The organism is Gordonia zhenghanii, assembly GCF_021738965.1.
Lineage (GTDB): Bacteria > Actinomycetota > Actinomycetes > Mycobacteriales > Mycobacteriaceae > Gordonia > Gordonia zhenghanii.
In genome coordinates, this window is sequence record NZ_JAKKOQ010000020.1 from 1 (window position 1) to 16754 (window position 16754).

General features: G+C 62.5%; 17 protein-coding genes and 2 pseudogenes. 12 read left to right on the forward strand and 7 right to left on the reverse strand.

Annotated features, from left to right (window positions below; translation table 11 throughout):
• Positions 1 to 203: 203 nt before the first annotated feature.
• Positions 204 to 329 (forward strand): annotated as a pseudogene (locus L5G32_RS19475) (TetR/AcrR family transcriptional regulator); the annotation flags it as partial.
• Entirely contained in the window at positions 330 to 761 is a 432-nt protein-coding gene (locus L5G32_RS17770; RefSeq protein WP_237012418.1) for a TetR family transcriptional regulator C-terminal domain-containing protein, read from the forward strand.
• Between the two features lie 165 nt (positions 762 to 926).
• Here L5G32_RS17770 and L5G32_RS17775 read toward each other — a convergent pair whose 3' ends face one another.
• From L5G32_RS17775 to L5G32_RS17785, 3 genes are all read right to left on the reverse strand, one after another.
• Positions 927 to 1856 carry a hypothetical protein gene (locus tag L5G32_RS17775; RefSeq protein WP_237012419.1) on the reverse strand — a complete coding sequence of 310 codons (930 nt, stop codon included), beginning with the start codon at positions 1854 to 1856 and terminating at the stop codon, positions 927 to 929.
• Between the two features lie 331 nt (positions 1857 to 2187).
• Positions 2188 to 2571, reverse strand: a complete 384-nt coding sequence (locus L5G32_RS17780; protein ID WP_265739189.1) for a FadR/GntR family transcriptional regulator — start codon at positions 2569 to 2571, stop codon at positions 2188 to 2190.
• A gap of 9 nt (positions 2572 to 2580) precedes the next feature.
• Positions 2581 to 2841 carry a FadR/GntR family transcriptional regulator gene (locus L5G32_RS17785; protein ID WP_237012421.1) on the reverse strand — a complete coding sequence of 87 codons (261 nt, stop codon included), beginning with the start codon at positions 2839 to 2841 and terminating at the stop codon, positions 2581 to 2583.
• A gap of 17 nt (positions 2842 to 2858) precedes the next feature.
• Here L5G32_RS17785 and L5G32_RS17790 point away from each other — a divergent pair, with 17 nt between their 5' ends.
• Complete coding sequence (locus L5G32_RS17790; protein ID WP_237012422.1) at positions 2859 to 3518, forward strand: TetR/AcrR family transcriptional regulator; 660 nt, start codon at positions 2859 to 2861, stop codon at positions 3516 to 3518.
• Positions 3519 to 3684: 166 nt separating this feature from the next.
• Positions 3685 to 5019 (forward strand): lipase family protein, encoded by a 1335-nt coding sequence (locus tag L5G32_RS17795; RefSeq protein ID WP_237012423.1) that lies wholly within the window; start codon positions 3685 to 3687, stop codon positions 5017 to 5019.
• 251 nt (positions 5020 to 5270) lie between these two features.
• On the opposite strand, the pseudogene L5G32_RS19530 reads toward L5G32_RS17795, so the two are convergent.
• A pseudogene (locus L5G32_RS19530) lies at positions 5271 to 5448 on the reverse strand (transposase); the annotation flags it as partial.
• Between the two features lie 709 nt (positions 5449 to 6157).
• Here L5G32_RS19530 and L5G32_RS17810 point away from each other — a divergent pair.
• Positions 6158 to 7305 (forward strand): IS3 family transposase gene (locus L5G32_RS17810; RefSeq protein ID WP_237012424.1). Its coding sequence is split into 2 segments (ribosomal slippage): positions 6158 to 6425 and positions 6425 to 7305, totalling 1149 coding nucleotides; the frame shifts between segments, so codons are not numbered across the junction.
• Between the two features lie 117 nt (positions 7306 to 7422).
• Here L5G32_RS17810 and L5G32_RS17815 read toward each other — a convergent pair.
• On the reverse strand, positions 7423 to 8001 hold the full coding sequence (locus tag L5G32_RS17815; RefSeq protein ID WP_237012425.1) for a TetR/AcrR family transcriptional regulator: 579 nt from the start codon (positions 7999 to 8001) through the stop codon (positions 7423 to 7425).
• 99 nt (positions 8002 to 8100) lie between these two features.
• Between L5G32_RS17815 and L5G32_RS17820 the strand changes: the two genes are divergently transcribed.
• A complete protein-coding gene (locus L5G32_RS17820) occupies positions 8101 to 8877 on the forward strand; it encodes an SDR family oxidoreductase (RefSeq protein ID WP_237012426.1) in 777 nt (258 codons plus the stop codon).
• 30 nt (positions 8878 to 8907) lie between these two features.
• The gene (locus L5G32_RS17825) at positions 8908 to 9309 is read left to right on the forward strand and encodes a GlcG/HbpS family heme-binding protein (RefSeq protein WP_237012427.1); all 402 of its coding nucleotides are present in this window, start codon (positions 8908 to 8910) and stop codon (positions 9307 to 9309) included.
• 747 nt (positions 9310 to 10056) lie between these two features.
• On the opposite strand, the gene L5G32_RS17830 is transcribed toward L5G32_RS17825, so the two are convergent.
• Positions 10057 to 10812, reverse strand: a complete 756-nt coding sequence (locus L5G32_RS17830) for an AraC family transcriptional regulator (protein WP_237012428.1) — start codon at positions 10810 to 10812, stop codon at positions 10057 to 10059.
• Between the two features lie 90 nt (positions 10813 to 10902).
• On the opposite strand from L5G32_RS17830, the gene L5G32_RS17835 reads away from it, so the two are divergent.
• Positions 10903 to 11691 carry a sulfite exporter TauE/SafE family protein gene (locus L5G32_RS17835; RefSeq protein WP_237012478.1) on the forward strand — a complete coding sequence of 263 codons (789 nt, stop codon included), beginning with the start codon at positions 10903 to 10905 and terminating at the stop codon, positions 11689 to 11691.
• Positions 11692 to 12202: 511 nt separating this feature from the next.
• On the opposite strand, the gene L5G32_RS17840 is transcribed toward L5G32_RS17835, so the two are convergent.
• On the reverse strand, positions 12203 to 12778 hold the full coding sequence (locus tag L5G32_RS17840) for a helix-turn-helix domain-containing protein (RefSeq protein ID WP_237012429.1): 576 nt from the start codon (positions 12776 to 12778) through the stop codon (positions 12203 to 12205).
• 77 nt (positions 12779 to 12855) lie between these two features.
• Here L5G32_RS17840 and L5G32_RS17845 point away from each other — a divergent pair, with 77 nt between their 5' ends.
• From L5G32_RS17845 to L5G32_RS17860, 4 genes are all read left to right on the forward strand, one after another.
• Entirely contained in the window at positions 12856 to 13806 is a 951-nt protein-coding gene (locus tag L5G32_RS17845) for an NAD(P)/FAD-dependent oxidoreductase (RefSeq protein ID WP_237012430.1), read from the forward strand.
• Positions 13803 to 14432 (forward strand): class I SAM-dependent methyltransferase, encoded by a 630-nt coding sequence (locus L5G32_RS17850; RefSeq protein ID WP_237012431.1) that lies wholly within the window; start codon positions 13803 to 13805, stop codon positions 14430 to 14432. Before L5G32_RS17845 ends, L5G32_RS17850 begins: the two co-directional genes overlap by 4 nt.
• A gap of 162 nt (positions 14433 to 14594) precedes the next feature.
• Entirely contained in the window at positions 14595 to 16016 is a 1422-nt protein-coding gene (locus L5G32_RS17855; protein ID WP_237012432.1) for an MFS transporter, read from the forward strand.
• Between the two features lie 96 nt (positions 16017 to 16112).
• Positions 16113 to 16505 carry an oxidoreductase gene (locus tag L5G32_RS17860; protein ID WP_265739181.1) on the forward strand — a complete coding sequence of 131 codons (393 nt, stop codon included), beginning with the start codon at positions 16113 to 16115 and terminating at the stop codon, positions 16503 to 16505.
• Positions 16506 to 16754: the final 249 nt, after the last annotated feature.

Sequence of the window (16754 nt, forward strand, 5' to 3'; positions counted from 1 at the left end):
ACTCCATTCGAGAGTGCTGTGAGAGGTTCACTCGAAGGATCACACGGTGACCGCTCTCGTGCTGGCAGCCACACGCTGCCGGCGACAGTCCTGGTCACCGAGTTACACCACTCTATGGGGCACTACTAGGCGACAAAGGAATTCATGCGAGGTCGGAACGGCGCAGGCAGTCCGATCGGACGGCCGAATCCCGCAACAAACTGATCCAGGCTGCAATTAGCCTTCTAAGTACCAACGGATACAGCGGCACGACGCTAGCGGAGATCGGCCGCGTTTCCGGGTTGAGCCGTAGTCTCGCGACGTTTCATTTCGGGTCGAAAGAGCAGATAATGGTCGCGGTTGTCGAATCAACCAGGAAGGCGCTGTCCGATCATCTAGCTGCCAGCGGGAAGATACGGGGGATGTCCGCGCTTGACCTAATGATCGACTCGTATCTGCTCGGCGACAGCGAGACAGCTCGCTCCATTAGGGCAATGTACGTCATCATCGTCGAGTCCTTCACTTCGAGCCCAGGCCTGCAGGGAGCAGTCGTTCAGAACAATGCAATGTTCAGGCGGTTAGTATCGAATTGGATCCGCGAAGCTGTCGACGACGGAGAGATCACGTTTAACGGCGACCCAGACAGCGTTGCCACCGTTATCGAAGGCCTACTCCGTGGAGTGCTGATCCAGCACCTTGTCGACCCGGAAGCCATTGACCTCCAATGCATTTCCACACTCTCCAAACGGATCGTGAGGGACCATTTGCACTCTGCCAAATAGCCGAGCGGGAATAGTATCGACTCTCGTCGATGTAGTAATGGTTGTTGGGTTGAGAGCGCGGGATATGGCGAATTCTTCGGTCCCAGCTCTGGAACTACGTGACGGCGATGTCGACGGGGTCGATTGGCTGCTGTGTTCGTCCTCGACGTCGGTGGGGCCGTGACGCTACTTCGACGGAGCCTGCGAGTATGAGCTAATCGTCAGCTCATGACCGGTTTTGTTATAATCGGGTAGCGGAACAATTGGCCAGTCTTTGTGATCCATCCATATCTGGAATACACGTGGCTGTCCTGTGCCGGCACCACTCCTCTTCGATTGATTATCAAAACGGGCGACCGACTTCCCATCGACACGGAAGTTAACGCTGTCCTTTCCGAGTGCAATCGAATAATCGTGGGTGCCGGCAAACAGCTTCTGGTCAAGTTGGCGTACGTCGATCTTCATCGACCCGGCACGCTTGTTCATCACGACAAGTCGGCGCGGGTTTGGGGTGTCGACCAAGAGCGGCATGACGAGGTTAACCACAGGGTCGGTGGCACGCTTCGCTGGCCCGTCCGCCCCCCACCATGCGAACCATGACATGTCAAGATTGAGAACGTCGAGTGTCCGGTTTGTGATGCCCCATCCAGCGGTCCCGTTCAGATTTAGGAGATCCGGCGCGCCGTTGACAGTAGTAGACATCGTCATGCCAGTTTCGAACGCCGGATAGCTGAGGAACTCCGCGTTGTCTCCGAACAACGGCAGAGATTGGTCCTGCGGTCGGCTTGCAGACGTCGGCGGTACCTTGAGGGTCGCACCGTCCGAGCCATAGTTTAACTGAGACGTGCCGGTCCGGTACGAGCACCAAAGGTCGGGCCTGGGCTTCCTGAAGTCGTCCGAAAACGACCGCGCCGACTGCTGGGTCCCGTTGCCGATATCAAGCGGCGGGCCCGATGGCTTACACGTATTGACCCCGCCGTCGTTGGGAACCATCGCTGGATCCGCGTTGGCGACACTTCCCGGCAGGAACACCGCTAGGAGCAGTGCCACAGCCGCCCCGCGTATTCCTCGAGAGCGCGTCTTACCAGAGTTACGAATCTGCAGCACAAGTGGCATAATGAGTCCCTTTCACGAAGTGTTCAAATCTGTCGTTAATACGTGGACGATGGCGCTGATCTAAACCAGTCCGGAGCGGCAGGAACCTCGCTGGACTCGGCAATAGCTGTGCTACCCGGCCCATGAGTCGCTGCCTCTTCGCTCAGAGCCATCTAACGATCAGGCTCTCACAATATTGCTGGTTGAACAACAAGTGTGCCCACAGGGCGCGTTGGAAGCAGGGCGCTCGGAACCGCTCGGCCTGGCCATCGGGCACCCCGTGGAACACCGAGGCACCGGCATCGACCCACCCCCTCAACCTCCCTTCACGCACAGTCGGTCGCCGTCTCCATCACTCGTCCGCCCACGCCCCGCGGTCACTGGTGGCAATCGCAGCGATGGACATCGAGACGACGTCGTAGTCAGCCTTGCGGGCTGCAGCCACGTCACGCGAGGCGATGGCCTCGACGATGGCGGCGTGCGAGTCGTATCCGCACGAGGGGACAGCAGTATCCGAATGCGCGAGGTACAGACCATCTCGCAGGCGGCCGACGAAATACTTGTAGGTCTCGTACAACAGGGCATTGCCTGAGATAAGGGCGATCTGCATGTGGAACTCGGAGTCGTCCACGGCGAACTGTAGGGGATCGGAACTGTCGGACTCAGACCTGTCGCGCTGATCGAGCAATGTCCGGAAGTCCTGCAGGTCCTCGCCTGTGTGTCGTGCGGCGGCCAGACCCGCTGCCTAAACGTCGTAGGCCATCTGGACCTCGAAGATCTCTGCGACGCCAGCGTGATCGAGGCCCTCGAGCATCGCCGCGGGGCTCTGCGTGGTGCGGACGTAGATACCTGACCCGTGAACCGGTTCAAGCATGCCCAAGTGGGCTAAGCCCCGAATCGCTTCGCGCACAACGGTGCGCGAGACATTCATCTGATGGGAGAGAGTGACTTCCCCGGGCAGCTTGCTACCCACCGACCACTCACCGCTGGTGAGCTGCTCGATCATCTGTGCGGCGGTGTGGAATGAAGAAGCGACGGGTAGTGCCGCTCAGTACAGTAGGGCCTGTGGCAAGAACCGGACAGTACCGCGGCGAGCTGCTGGAGGTTCGGCGTGCCGACCGACGCAGGCGCCTGATGGAAGCTGGGCTGGCGGTCTTCGCCGACGGCGGCTACGCGGTCTCGAGCATTCCCACAGTGTGTCGGAGAGCGGGTTTGTCCTCGAGGCAGTTCTATGACGAGTTCGCCAACCGTGAAGCACTGTTGACCAGCATCTATGAGGACCTTCAACGAGGTGGATTGGCTGCGGTCATCGGCGCGGTCGGTGAGCTAGAAACGCTAGAGGTCAGCGAGTGGATGCGCGTCGGCGTTCGGGCCTACTTTGACTACTTCCGGGAAGACCCGCGGCGAGTACGTCTGTGCTTCGTCGAAGTCGTGGGCGTGAGTCCGGAATTCGAAGAGCTTCGTCGGCAGACCCGTGAGCAGTGGAGTCTGACGCTGGAGGCGATCACCCGATCCGCGTCGGATCGAGGCCTCATTACTCACCGTGACCGGACGTTCGACTGGACGATCTTTCTTGGTGCGGTCAATACAGCGGCCGTCGAGTACGCGACGCGTCCCGACATTACCCTGGACGCGGTGACCGCATCCCTCTTCCGATTGATGTCGACCGGAATCATGGAGTGATCCAAAGCTGCGGGGTTCGGGTCACTCCGGAGTGCGACTTCCTGGCGAATCACGTCCGGTAGCTGCTCGGCCCGCAGTCATAGTCGTTGCATTGACGGACTAAGTGTGCGTAGAGTCACACGCCTAGGGTGAAACAAGCATGTTTCACATGTGGGGTGGGGAGTCTATGAACAGGGTTAGAAGCACTGCACTGGCATTGTTTGCTGCCGTTCTTGTGGTTGGGCTTGTGCCGGTTGTCGCGAAGGCGGATGTCGACTCGTTCTTCCGGTACGCAGGGTCCAAGCCGCTGTCGGCATACACGCCGGGCGAGGTGTTGAAGACCCGGACGCGTCAGTACCACCTTCTCGGGGTACCGACACCATTGCAAGCAGTGCAGGTGCTGTATCGCACGACGGATGCGCAGGGTCGGCCGTCGGCGAACGTAACCTCGGTGTTGAAGCATCCGGGTAAGCGGATTCGCGGAGTGGTGTCGTACCAATCGGCGTACGACTCGTTGAATCCGCAGGACAGTCCGTCGCGGGCGGTCGCCGGGGACTTCCGGATGTTTGGGCTGACTCCGCAGGGCCGCAACATCCACGTCGGCAATGTCATGGCCAACATGGAGGATGCGATCATGCCCGCCGTGCTCGCACTCGGCTATGCAGTGAATATTCCTGATACCGAAGGACAAGAAGCGCACTTTGCCGCGGGACCCGAGTACGGCACGAACACGCTAGATTCGCTGCGCGCTATCAGTTCTGTTCGATCAACCGGAGTTGGCCACAAATCGAAGATCGGTTTGGTCGGATATTCCGGTGGCGCGATTGCGTCGAACTGGGCCGCGATTCTGGCGCCGAAATACGCTCCGGAGATCAATCGACGCATCGCTGGTGTGTCGCAGGGCGGTCTCCTGGTCAATCCGTATCGCAACCTCCGTTACGTATCGGGCAGCTACGGATGGGGCGGCGTGATCGGGATGGCGATCAACGGCGTTGGCCGCGCATACGGCATCGATTTCGACAAGTACACAACGCCGTACGGAAAACAGGTGTTGCGTCAGTTGTCTGACGCCTCGATCCTCAACTTCTGGTATCCGGGGCTGACGTGGCGGAAGCTGGTGAAGCCGCAATACTTCAATCCGGCGTCTGTCCCACCGTTCGTCGAAGCGGTCAACAAACTGAATATGGGAACCGCGCCGGTACCCACGGCCCCAATGTTCATCGCGCAGTCTGACAACGGCGTCTTGGAGGGTACGTTGCCGGGGCCTCCTGGAATCGGCTTGGGTGACGGTGTGATGATCACTGGCGACGTTCGTGCGCTTGCGCGACGCTATTGCCGTGCCGGGACGTCTGTGGAGTACCACCAGTACCCGCTCAGTCATACCACCGGCCCGAACCTCTGGGGCATAGAGACAGTGGTCTGGCTTCTCGATCGAATGTCCGGCAAGCGCGTGCCATCGAACTGTGGTCAGATCCCTCGAGGGAATCCTGATGCGCTCAAGCCGCTTCAGCACGCCCGCTAGTTAAATCGAGCTGAATCGCCCCGAGTCTGGTGGAGACTCTGATCCACGGGAGGATGAGGAGCATATCAGCACCGAGGAAGTACCCGGATGCGCTTCGGGAGAGGGCCACGAGGATGGCTGTGGAAGCGCGACTGGATCCATCGACAAGGGCGGGTGCGTTCCGTCGCGTGGGCGAGCAGCTCGCGTGCGGCAGATCGGTTCGACGCCGAACTCGTGCTTGTGCTGATCGATGAACTTCACGATCAACGCGGTGGGCGGTCGAGCTCCGCTGCGAAGAAAGCCGACGCCGACTTCAGGATCCGCGTTTGCTCGCCGCACCTCACGGTTCTCGTTCTCCAGATCGAGCAGTCACTGGGCGTCGCTGGTCGTGGTCCCGGGCCGGTGGGCCTCGTCGATCTCGGCCTGCCGGGCCCAATTCTGCAACGTCTCCGGATGGATCCCGCTGACCGCGGCGGGCACGCAGATCGCACCGAGCACCTACTACGCCGTTCAAGACCCGCCCGCCCTCGAGGCGCACGATCCGGGACGAGGAGCGCTCGTGCACATCCGGCGTGTTCACGCGGAGAACTTCGGCGTCTACGGCGCGAAGACGCTCCCAGCTGCGCCGGGAAGGTACCTTGGTGGCGCGCCGCACCATCGAGCGGCTCATGCGCTCGGGGCCTGCGCGGTGTCAGTCGGACGAAGGGGCCGCGCACCACGATCCAGGGCAAGGGGCCCGATACCCGTCCTGACCTTGTGGAACGGGACTTCACCGCGACAGCCCCGAACCAGCTGTGGGTCGCGGACATCGTGCGCCACGAGGCGCTGTGGGATCGAGTGGAGGTGGAAGACCTGCACCGTTCTGCTGTCGCAGCAGCACGATGAAGCTGAGGGCAGTGTGAGTCTCGGGACGGAGACGAGCGCGGGAAGCAGCCCTGACAACGACGAGTCGTTCCAGTACTGCCAGATGGGGCGGGCTCGGCTAGCAAGGCGGATAGGTATACGTGAGGAACCAGCGGATGAACGCCTCTCAAGAGAACCCACCAGCTCGAATCTGGCAGATCTGGGCTGGGCTGCATTGGCGTGTTCCCTGTAGATAGGTCCATCTCGTATTGGAGTCCGTGATCGCCCTGGAGTGCGGGATAGGACAATGATTGGTATGGCTGGACGGAAGCGGCATTCGGCGGAGGAGATCGTCCGTAAGTTGCGGCGGGCGGATGAGCTCGCGGCGGCGGGATCGACGGGTGAGCAGATCGCTGCGGAGTTGGAGGTCTCGGCGGCGACACTCTACAACTGGCGGCGCAGCTACGGCGGGATGGACCTGGACGCGGCCAAGGAGCTCAAGGACCTGCGGGAGCAGAACGGCCGCCTCAAGCGGCTGCTGGCGGAGGCGGAGTTGGAGAAGGACGCTTTGCGGGAGGTCGCGAAGGGAAAATTCTGAGCCCGGACGCCAAACGCACCGCCGTCGACATGCTCGAGACCACCTTGGGCATGTCAGAACGGTTGGCGTGCAAGGCGGTCGGGCTCGCCCGTTCCACTTTCCGTCGCACGAAGGTCGCTGACACACCGCAGGATCCGGATGCGGAGCTGCGGGGCTGGCTACGCGACTACGCGGTCCGCAATCCGTGTCATGGGTTCCGTCGCGCTTGGGCAGCACTGCGGCACGATCAGAAGCGTCAGATCAATGTCAAGAAGGTTCACCGGCTATGGACTGAGGAGGGCCTGCAACGCACGGTCCGTTCGGCCCGCAAACGCTCCGGCCAGTCGTCGGCGCCCGCCTTCATCGAGGCTGATGCTCCGAAGGTGGTGTGGGCCATCGACTTCCAATGGGATTCGACGGTCGATGGGAAGGCGATCAAGATCGCTTCCGCAGTCGATGAGCACACCAAGCAGTCCGTGCTCAACATTGTGGATCGTTCCATTGACGCCCCACGGCTGGTGGGTGAGCTCGAGCGGGCGTTCACGGCCGCGGATGGGCCGCCGATGGTATTGCGGATGGACAACGGGCCGGAGTTCATCTCCGAGGCACTGAGGGGCTTCTGCGCGGGGAGGGTGGGCCTGGACTACATCCCACCCGGCACGCCGTGGAACAACGGGACCGCGGAGTCGTTCAACAGTCGGATGCGCCGAGAGCTGCTCAATCGGAACCACTGGACGAGCCTGCTCGAGGCGCAGGTCGGGATCGGCGACTACAAGCAGGAGCACAACACCCGGCACCGGCACTCCTCACTGGGCTACCTCACCCCCGACGAGTACGCTGCGCAGTGCAGGCACACCCACACCCCGGTGGCCTGCGAGATCGACTGAACAGACTTCAAACCCCCTGGACTCCAGCACGGGGTGGACCGACTATCGGGTACCGGCCATCTGCACTTGGGTGAGCGACTGGAGCCGCTCTCTCCCGGTAGTGGCGGAACTCCACGCTTAGTCGCCAGGCAGGGGATGGGTTTCCGCTGTCCTGACGAGGGCCTCGACTGAAGCGACCAGCAGGGCTCGGTGCTGCTGAAGACGTGTGACCGACCAGGGGTCATCTGTAGCGTGGGACTGAAGCGCAGCGGACGCGTACGGCCACGCGGTAATCTGGCCAAGCAGAAGAGCAAGCACATCGACGGCTCTCCCATCGAACACTTCGGTCAGTGCGCGTACCTTGGGCTCGTAAGCCTGTACCTCATTTGACGATGCCTCGGTCCGCTCAAGGCCAGCCCAGGACGTCAGCCGTAGCACGTCAGGTCGCGCTGTTAGATAGTCGAACAGGGTCCCCGCGTAAGCGGGCAGGTCTTCTGCAGTGAACGGCACCTCGTCTGCCATCTCAGTCAGCGCCGTTGCCACAACCAGGTCGAACAGATCCCCCTTCGGTCCGAAGTGGACATAGATCGATCGCTTGTTGACCCGCCCAATCTCAGCGATCCGGTCCACTCGTGCACCAGCGAGCCCGTACTGCGCGAACTCGGCGCGCGCCGCGACGAGGATCCTTCGCTTGGTGTCGGTGGCGTCTGGTGGCATGAACCAAGCCTATAGGTAACCATCTAGTTATTGACGGTGCTGCCATGGTGTGGCAGGATCCCGTGGGTAAGTATCCAGATAGTTACCTTAGGAGTAGGTATGCCTCAGAGGATCATGATCACCGGTGCCAGTGGTGGATTCGGGCAGGGCGCTGCGCTCGAGCTCGCTCGCCAGGGCCACGACGTGATCGCCGCAGCCGAGACGTGGCCACAGGTCCGGAGTCTCCGTGCTGATGCCAAGGCCGCTGGCGTCGAGCTCGCTGTCATCAAGCTCAATCTGCTCGACAGCATCGACATTGCTCACGCCGGTTCCTTCGACGTCGACGTGCTTGTGCTGAACGCCGGTGTCATGGAGGGCGGAGCAATGGTCGACATCCCGTTGCAGCGGGTGCGGGAGTCGTTCGATATCAACCTGTTCGGGCACCTTGAGCTCGTTCAAGCCATCGCACCGAAGATGATCGCACGCAGTAGTGGGAGGATCATCTGGACCTCCTCGATGGGTGGGATCCTCGTGGTGCCGTTCCTCGGTGCCTACTGTGCGACCAAGCACGCGATCGAGGCGGTTGCCGGCTCGATGAAGGCCGAACTGGAGCGGTTCGGAATCAAGGTGGCCACCATCAACCCGGGGGTCTTCGGAACCGGTTTCAATGACACCGGCGCTGAGAGCTACGTGCAGTGGTACGACGCGGACTCCGCGCAGGTTCCCATGCCGGACTTTGGTCCTTCGCTGGCCGACCAGGCCGATCCGCAGGAAATGGTAGACGCGATGGTCGAAGCCATCGTCGCCGACGACCCCGACTACCGGACCATGCGGCCCCTGGCGACCATCGACGCCGCCAAGCAGTGGCAGGAAACGGAATGGACGCAGAAGGCCTGAGACCCAAACAGAACCAAGGAGAGCAACCAGATGTCACACCCCACGATCACGCTCGAGACGGCTAGTCGGATCATCGCCGCAGGACAGTCCAAAGCTCGCGATCTCGAGCTGCGAGCAGTCTTCGCCGTCCTCGACGCCGGAGCGAACCTCGTCGCCTTCGAGCGAATGGACGGTGCATGGCTGGCCTCCAATGATCTGGCCCTGGCGAAATCGCGGACCTCGGTCATGTTCGAGGCCCCCAGTGAGGCTTTGAACGCTCCGCTGCAGATCGGCGAGCCGGTTCCGCACTTCGACCACACCAACGGCGGTCTGCTTCTCATGGGCGGCGGCGTTCCGATCTTCGATGACGATGGTCGGCTCATCGGCGCACTCGGTGTCTCGGGCGGAACGCCTGATCAGGACGCCGAGATCGCTCGCGTCGCAGTCGGTTAGAAGGATTGCATCTGGGCGTGCCTCTCGGCGCATGCGTCTTGAGGCACGCCCTACGACTGGCATAAGGAATCGGCGGCGGTCGGCCGGATGCCGCGGGACGTTGCAAAAATTGGTTGGGCAGGCGACATTCCTCCGGCGGTCAGTTGCGCGCTCGAGCCGTCCATCGTCGCGGCGTCTGGAGGTATCCCAATAGTTGACCGCGACGATGCGCGGCGACCAAGCCTTGTGCTGCGGGCAAGCGACGGAGCGCTACGGGCTGCGGCGGTCTATTGGTCGCTGGTGGGAATGATGCTGACGGACCGACGGTGAGTGACGTCAAAGCGGTCCCGTCCTGACGAAGAGGTGCGTCAGCCTGGGCGATCCGAGAGGTGGCGGGCGGTCACCTGTTCGCATCCGCCGACCGTCGGATCGTCATATACACCATTCAGAAACCCTGGTCAGATTACGTCGCGAACACCAGCTACGAGTTCGAGTGGGAGTGGGTGTGGCCGGGAGCGCTCCCAATGGGATCCTGGCGGAAGTCGCTGCAGTCGATGCTCGACGCCTTCGCGTCAGCCGGACCTCACTCACGAGCGTCACCCAGCCGCGACCGCTGCCGGAGGCGCGCGAGCGAGGCGCATCACGATGGCTTCGCTCGCTTCTCCAGCCCGCCGAGCTTCCTCTTCCTGTCGGTGGCCCAATCGGGCGGGGACCTGGAGAAGTCGGCCGCGGTGTGCTTTGTATCAGTCTTGCCGGGACACCGCAGTTTCAGATGAATCGTGATGGCGGTGCGCCGAAGGCGCGCGTAAACGCGGCGGTGAACGCTGCTGGGGAGGCGTACCCAAGACGAGCAGAGACCTCTGTGACACTTGAGATGGGGAGCAGGCGAAGGCTGGTCAAGAGGCGAGCGCGCGACCGCCAAGCGGCGGAACTGGTGCCAGTCTGCGCGCGAAACTGGCGATCGAATGTACGCGAGCTCCTGTTCGCTGCCTGTGCCCAGGTTTCATTCGTCACAGCGAGGTCTGGGGCTGCAAGATACGTGCGGCACAGCGACCGGAAAGGTTCGTCGCGCGGCAGCGAGACCGACAGGGCCATGGGCGTGAGATGGCGCAGTTCGTGCAATATCAGGTTGGCGACCGCGCCGTCGCGTCCGGTGACGTCGTAGTCCGGTCTGAAGGTGTTCGCGGTGCGAAGGAGTTCGCGTAAAAGGGGGTCGATGTCGACGACTATGCAGCGGGTCGGCCACCATGGTGCGGCGTCCGGTTCGATGTACAGGCTCCAGGTCGTGACGCGATCCATCAGGACCTCGTGCGCGACACCTGGTGGGATAACGACAGCGCGGTCAGTAGGAACGGTCCATGCCCCGTCGTCGGTCTCGACTTGCATTACTCCGCTCGCGCCGTAGAGCAATTGCGCCCGGCGATGCGCGTGACGAGCTAGTACGTGACCGGGCGGGTAGTCGGTCCCGAGCGGGAGAACATCGACCGGGAAGTGATCGATGTCATCGAGGCGAAGGTTGTGCACGACGCCACTCTAGTGGCTAAAACGCGAAAGGTCGTGAGTGAGGATCGATTGCCCGCCTCTATTGACGCGCGGTGTGATGGAACCATGACATTGTTGGTGCTGATTTTCGTGGGCTTAGCTGTCGGTGTGACGACGGTCCTTTTCGGCTTCGGCGGGGGCTTCGTCACGGTCCCCATCATCCTGCTCATCGACGCGGCGCGAGGGCCTGATGCTCTGCGGATCGCGGTCGCGACATCGGCGCTGGTGATGCTCGTCAACGCGGTGATCGCAACCTCGGCGACGCGGCGGAGTGTTCTTGCTCATCTCCGTGGACGGAGGACGCTGTTCTCCCTGCTCGCCCTCGGAGGTGCGGCAGGCGCGGTTGGTGCGTTATTCGTTCCCGACGTCGTCCCGCGGTGGGGCTTCGTCATATACATCGGCATCACTGTTGTCGATCTGCTGCTCCGCCCAGGGTTCTTCCCCGGGCGAGGACCGGTGCGACGGCCAAAGGAAAGCAGTGATCGCGCACTCCCAGACGGCTGGGGAATCCCAATCGGTGGACTCGCGTCCTTCCTCGGGGTGGGAGGGAGCGTGATGACTGTGCCGATGATGCGTCGCTCCGGTATGGACATGGGAGTGGCGACGTCGTTGGCGAATCCGCTGACCATCGCGATCGCGGCACCGGCAATGGTCGTGGCATTGGTGTTCGGCCGTGGCATCGCCTCGGCTCCTGGTCTGATCGGAACCGTCGACGTCGCATCGGCGTTGGCGCTGCTGGCGGGTGCGATCCCGGTCATCGTCCTACTTCGACGACGGCCTCCGAAAATCAGCAATGCCGTGCACAGTTGGGCCTACCTCGCGCTACTTGTCGTGGCCGCGATCGCAGTGGCGATCGCGTGATTAGCGGGCAGGGTCTTCGGCAATCGCGAAATATACGACATCGCGTCTACCGACGCGCTGTGTGAAACGGCTGATCTCATGATGCGCCGCTATCTTCGCGGATTCCGCTTTGTATCCTCAGGCAAATCTCCCGAAGCTGGCGTTTCTGCCCGGTGGTGAGCTTGCTGAGCACGAGCTGGTGAACCAACGCTGCGTGGCCTGGAGTCGCAGCGTTCGCGACGGTCCCGCCCGTGTCGGTGAGCGTGGCGAGGGCGGAGCGACCATTGTTTGGGTCAGGCGAGCGTCTGACCCGCCCTTTTCGTTCGAGGCGAGAAGCCGCGCGCGAGAGTCTGGAGAGTGAACTATAGGCGTAGCCCGCGACCATGGTCATGCGCAACCTGCGCTCCTCCGCGGTAGCGAGGGCGTACATGATGCCGTACCCGAAGTGGGTCAACTGTGCTTCGATCATCCTCAACGGGAGAACCCGTGAAAGAAACGAATCGGCAGTCGACCCAGTTCCAGTCCCCAGCCCTCAAGCGTCGCGTATGTGGATCTGCTCGCCCTGAGCGCTAAAGAGGGTGAGTACCTCGACGGGCTCCATTGAGCCGCTGGCCATGCCGTGCGGCGCGGCCGTGTCGAACTCGGCTACCTCTCCCGCTCCGAGGATGGTGAGCTCCGCGCCAATCTTCAAGTGCAGCGTCCCGGTGAGAACGAAAAGCCACTCGTAGCCAACATGGATGCTTTGGGTGATGGCGATGTCCGGCTCACGTCCAGGCAGTATGACCTTGAAGGCCTGGACTCCGATGGGCCGGGTCGTAAGAGGGATGAAGATCATTCCGTGACGTCGGACGGGCTTGGGATGCACGCGCGGGTCGCCCGATGCGGGAGCGCCGACGAGCTCGTCGAGAGGTACGTGAAAGACGCGGGCAATCTTCAACAGCACATCGAGACTTGGATTGCGGAGCCCCGACTCCAGTCTCGACAGGATGCTGATCGAGACTCCCGTGCTCTCGCTCACATCCGCGAGCCGGAGGCCTCGCCTAGTGCGCAGCTCCTTCATCCGCGCGCCAACCCCGTCGATCACGGCATCAAGATCCTCATGATTCATGTCAGCAAGCCTGCCAAGCGTTTGCAGTCCCCGCAAGTCGGTTTGCAGTTGTGTCTGTCATCGCGCAAATTAGCCAGATGACGAAAATCGACTGGGACGTTGTAGTGATTGGTGGCGGCAGCGCCGGCCTGAGCGCGGCGCTGATGCTCGGGCGGGCGCGCCGCCGGGTGCTGGTGCTCGATGCGGGGGCACCCCGGAACAGGTTCACCGCCCACATGCACGGCTCCCTCGGACACGACGGAAAATCGCCCATAGAACTCCTCTCGACCGCCCGGGACGAGGTTGAGGGTCACGGCGGTGTGGTTCGGAATGCGACTGCGGTGACAACCCGTCGAGAGGACGATGGTTTCGCTATCGAGACCACCGACGCTCGCATCGTGATGGCTCGGACGATTCTGGTGGCAACCGGTGCCAGGGATGAGCTTCCCGAGATCGACGGCCTTAGCGAGCGTTGGGGCAGCGGGGTTGCAGTGTGCCCGTACTGCGACGGCTATGAGGTGGGAAATGGCCGGATTGGGATCCTCGCTACCGGGCCCGGCAGCGTTTTCCAGGCACAACTACTCCGCCAGTGGTCAGACCAGATCATCTACCTCCCCAACGCCACCGAAACCCCGTCAGGTGAGGAAAGGTCCGCGTTCGAGGCCCGCGGCATCCGCATCGAGAACGGACTGGTCAAGCGCGTGCTGTCACACACCGACAAGTTGTCCGGCGTGGAGTTCGACGACGGGCGGACAATCGAGCTGGATGCGATCTTCACGGTCTCGCGCCTGATCCCGCAGGACTCACCGCTACGCCAGCTCAATGCCGAACGCACGGAACACCCCTGGGGATCGTTCGCCACCGTCGACCCGAACGGTAAGACGAGCGTGGACGGCGTATGGGCAGCCGGGAACGTGGTCAATGCGATGGCGAACGTGCCCGTCTCCATCGGCACCGCCGCCCTCGCTGCGGGAGCGATCAACCACGCTCTCGTCCTCGACGACATCCGCCTCGCACTTGACAGTAACGCAGTGGCGGCCACGAGATGAGCGCCACCACAACGTCGAGTGAGCGGTTCTGGGAGCCCCACTACCAGAAAGTGGAACAGTCCTGGGGAACTCGACCCAACGCGGCCCTTGCCGCCGCCATCGACGATCTGAGTACTGTTCCGGCTCGCGCTCTGGACCTGGGATGCGGCCACGGTGGGGATGCGCTCTGGCTAGCGTCGAATGACTGGCAGGTCACAGCAGTGGATGTCTCCACTACAGCCGTCGCACGGGTGACCGAAACGGCACAGAGAGGCGAGCTCGGAAAGCGAGTTACCGCCATCCAGCAGGATCTCGCCAACGGCCTTCCTTCCGGACCCTTCGAGCTGGTCTACGCCTCCTACTTCCACACACCAGTGGCGATCGACCGAGACGCAATCATCGGCCGCGCAGCGGGCCTCCTGGCACCGCACGGCTTCCTCGTCGCCGTCGATCACGCATCGTCAGCACCGTGGTCCTGGGGAGACCCAAACCAGACGTTCCCTTCCGCTCACGAAACACTCACGAGGTTCGGCTGCGGCGAGGGTTTGAGAGTCGTGCGCGCAGAAACCACATGGCGCGAAGCCGCCGGACCCGGCGGACAGCGCGCCAAGGTCGCGGACAACATCATGGTCGCCCAACGCGTGTAATCGGTCGCCCAGCGCCAATTCAAGCTTCCTTCCTACTTCACCACCCCGTCACTGCGGGCCTATCGGTCTGCCCAGAACTCAGGGATAACCCACGTGTCAGATTCACAGGGCGTCACGCAGTCACCATCCGCCTCAACGGACCCACGGAAGTGGTTCGCCCTCGTGGCGATCACCCTGGCCAGCCTCATGGTCGTACTCGACGCCTCCATCATCAATATCGTCTTGCCTGAAGCGCAGCAGGAGCTCGGAATCTCGGAAGCCGATCGTGTCTGGGCCGTGACCGCGTACGCGATCACCTTCGGCGGTCTTCTGATGCTCGGCGGTCGAATCGCGGACATCGTAGGACGTAAGAAGACCCTGATCATCTCGCTCGTCGGCTTCGCGATCGTGTCAGCCATTGGCGGTCTCGCATTCACGCCGGAGATGCTCTTCACCGCTCGCGCCGCCCAAGGTGTGTTCGCCGCAGCTCTCGCACCTGCTGCCCTGTCCTTACTGAATGTCACCTTTACCCAACCTCGTGAACGAGCACGAGCGTTCGCCGCCTACGGGGCAGTCCAGGGGGCCGGTGGTGCTATCGGCCTGCTCCTCGGCGGGGTACTGACTGAGTTCATCAACTGGCGCTGGACGCTGTTCATCAACGTGCCGATTTCGCTCGTCGCCGTAGCCATGACGCTGTGGGCGGTTCGAGAGAGCCGAGGCGGGAACTCGCGCCACCTGGACATTCTCGGCGCGGTACTGGTCACCGCGGGATCCGCGCTCCTCGTCGTCGGGTTCACCTACGCCGCAAAACCCGGGTTCGGCTGGAGCAGCGCCGTCACCATCGCCTCACTCATCGGGGCTGTCGCGCTGCTCGCAGCCTTCGTGATCGCACAGATGAAGGTGAAGAACCCGATGCTTCCCTTGCGCATCCTGACGAACCGCACGCGCGCTGGAGCGCTCCTCGCCGGCTTCCTCGCCAATGCGGCAGTATTCGGAATGTTCCTCTTCCTCACGTACTACCTGCAACTCTCCCTCGGCTTCACGCCGCTGCAGACCGGCTTCGTCTTCCTCCCATTCAGCATCGGCATAGTCGTGAGTGCGACCCTGTCCTCATCTCTGTTGCCCAGGATCGGATCTAAGCCACTCATCGTGGGCGGCTTGGTTCTCGCCACAGCGGGCATGGGCTGGCTGACCATGATCGGTGAATCGTCATGGATCACCGTCGTGCTGCCCTCGCAGATCCTGATGGGCCTAGGACTCGGCGTGATGTACGTCGCGATCAACAACGCCGCACTGAACGGCGTCATGGACGCGGACTCCGGGATTGCCAGCGCCACGATCAACACCACTCAGCAACTCGGTGGAGCCCTCGGCGTCGCGCTGCTGAACACCGTCTACGCCAACGCACTCCTCGCGAGCGGCTCGGGGACGCCGCCCGAGGACCCGACCCTCGCTGCTTACCAAACCGCGTTCCTCGTGTCCGCTGCGCTCCTCCTCGCCGCGACGATCGCCGGTCTACTCACCCGCAACTCCGGCAAACGATCGCCGAGGACCGACGCCATGACAGATGAAACCGGTGACCGCATACCAGCTGCTACGCACTAGGCACACTTCGGCCTCTCCTGCATGACCCGACCAACCCACACAACCTGAACGCGGCCCAACGCTACGAGCATGCGCCACACGACCCGAGAGAAGACTATGGACCTCTTCACCCCACTGACGCTCGGCGATCTACGCCTCGATAACCGGATCGTCATGGCACCAATGACACGCAGGCGCGCTGATGCCGACGGGACACCGACAAAGTTGCAGGCGGAGTACTACGCGCAACGCGCCGGCCTCGGCCTGATCATCACGGAGGGCGTCTATCCGAGCCGAGAGGCACGCGGCTATCCGGGCCAGCCGGGCATCATCACTTCCGAACAAGCAGCCGGATGGGCCCGTGTCGCTGATGCCGTACACGACGCCGGCGCGACGATAGCTATGCAGATCATGCACGGCGGACGCGTCACCCACCCCGACATCACCGGCACCGAACGCATCGTCGCACCTAGGGCGTGTCTCACAAACATTGCTGGGACCAGGCGATGACCGCGTTGAGCACCACCGCGGCGCGGAACACGATCGCGAGCTTGTCGGAGTGAACCGCCCTGGGTTTCGTTCCGTTCTTCATGCAAGGATGGAACCGAACCAGAGATGCTCTCCCGAGATGCGCGAGCGCGCCCTCCGGATGCTCGATGAAGCGCGCGCGAGCGGCGGTCGACCGAACCTGATGTCCGCGGTGCGGCATGCCGCCTCGGCCTGCTCGGTATGAGCGCCGCGACCGAATCGGCCCAGCGA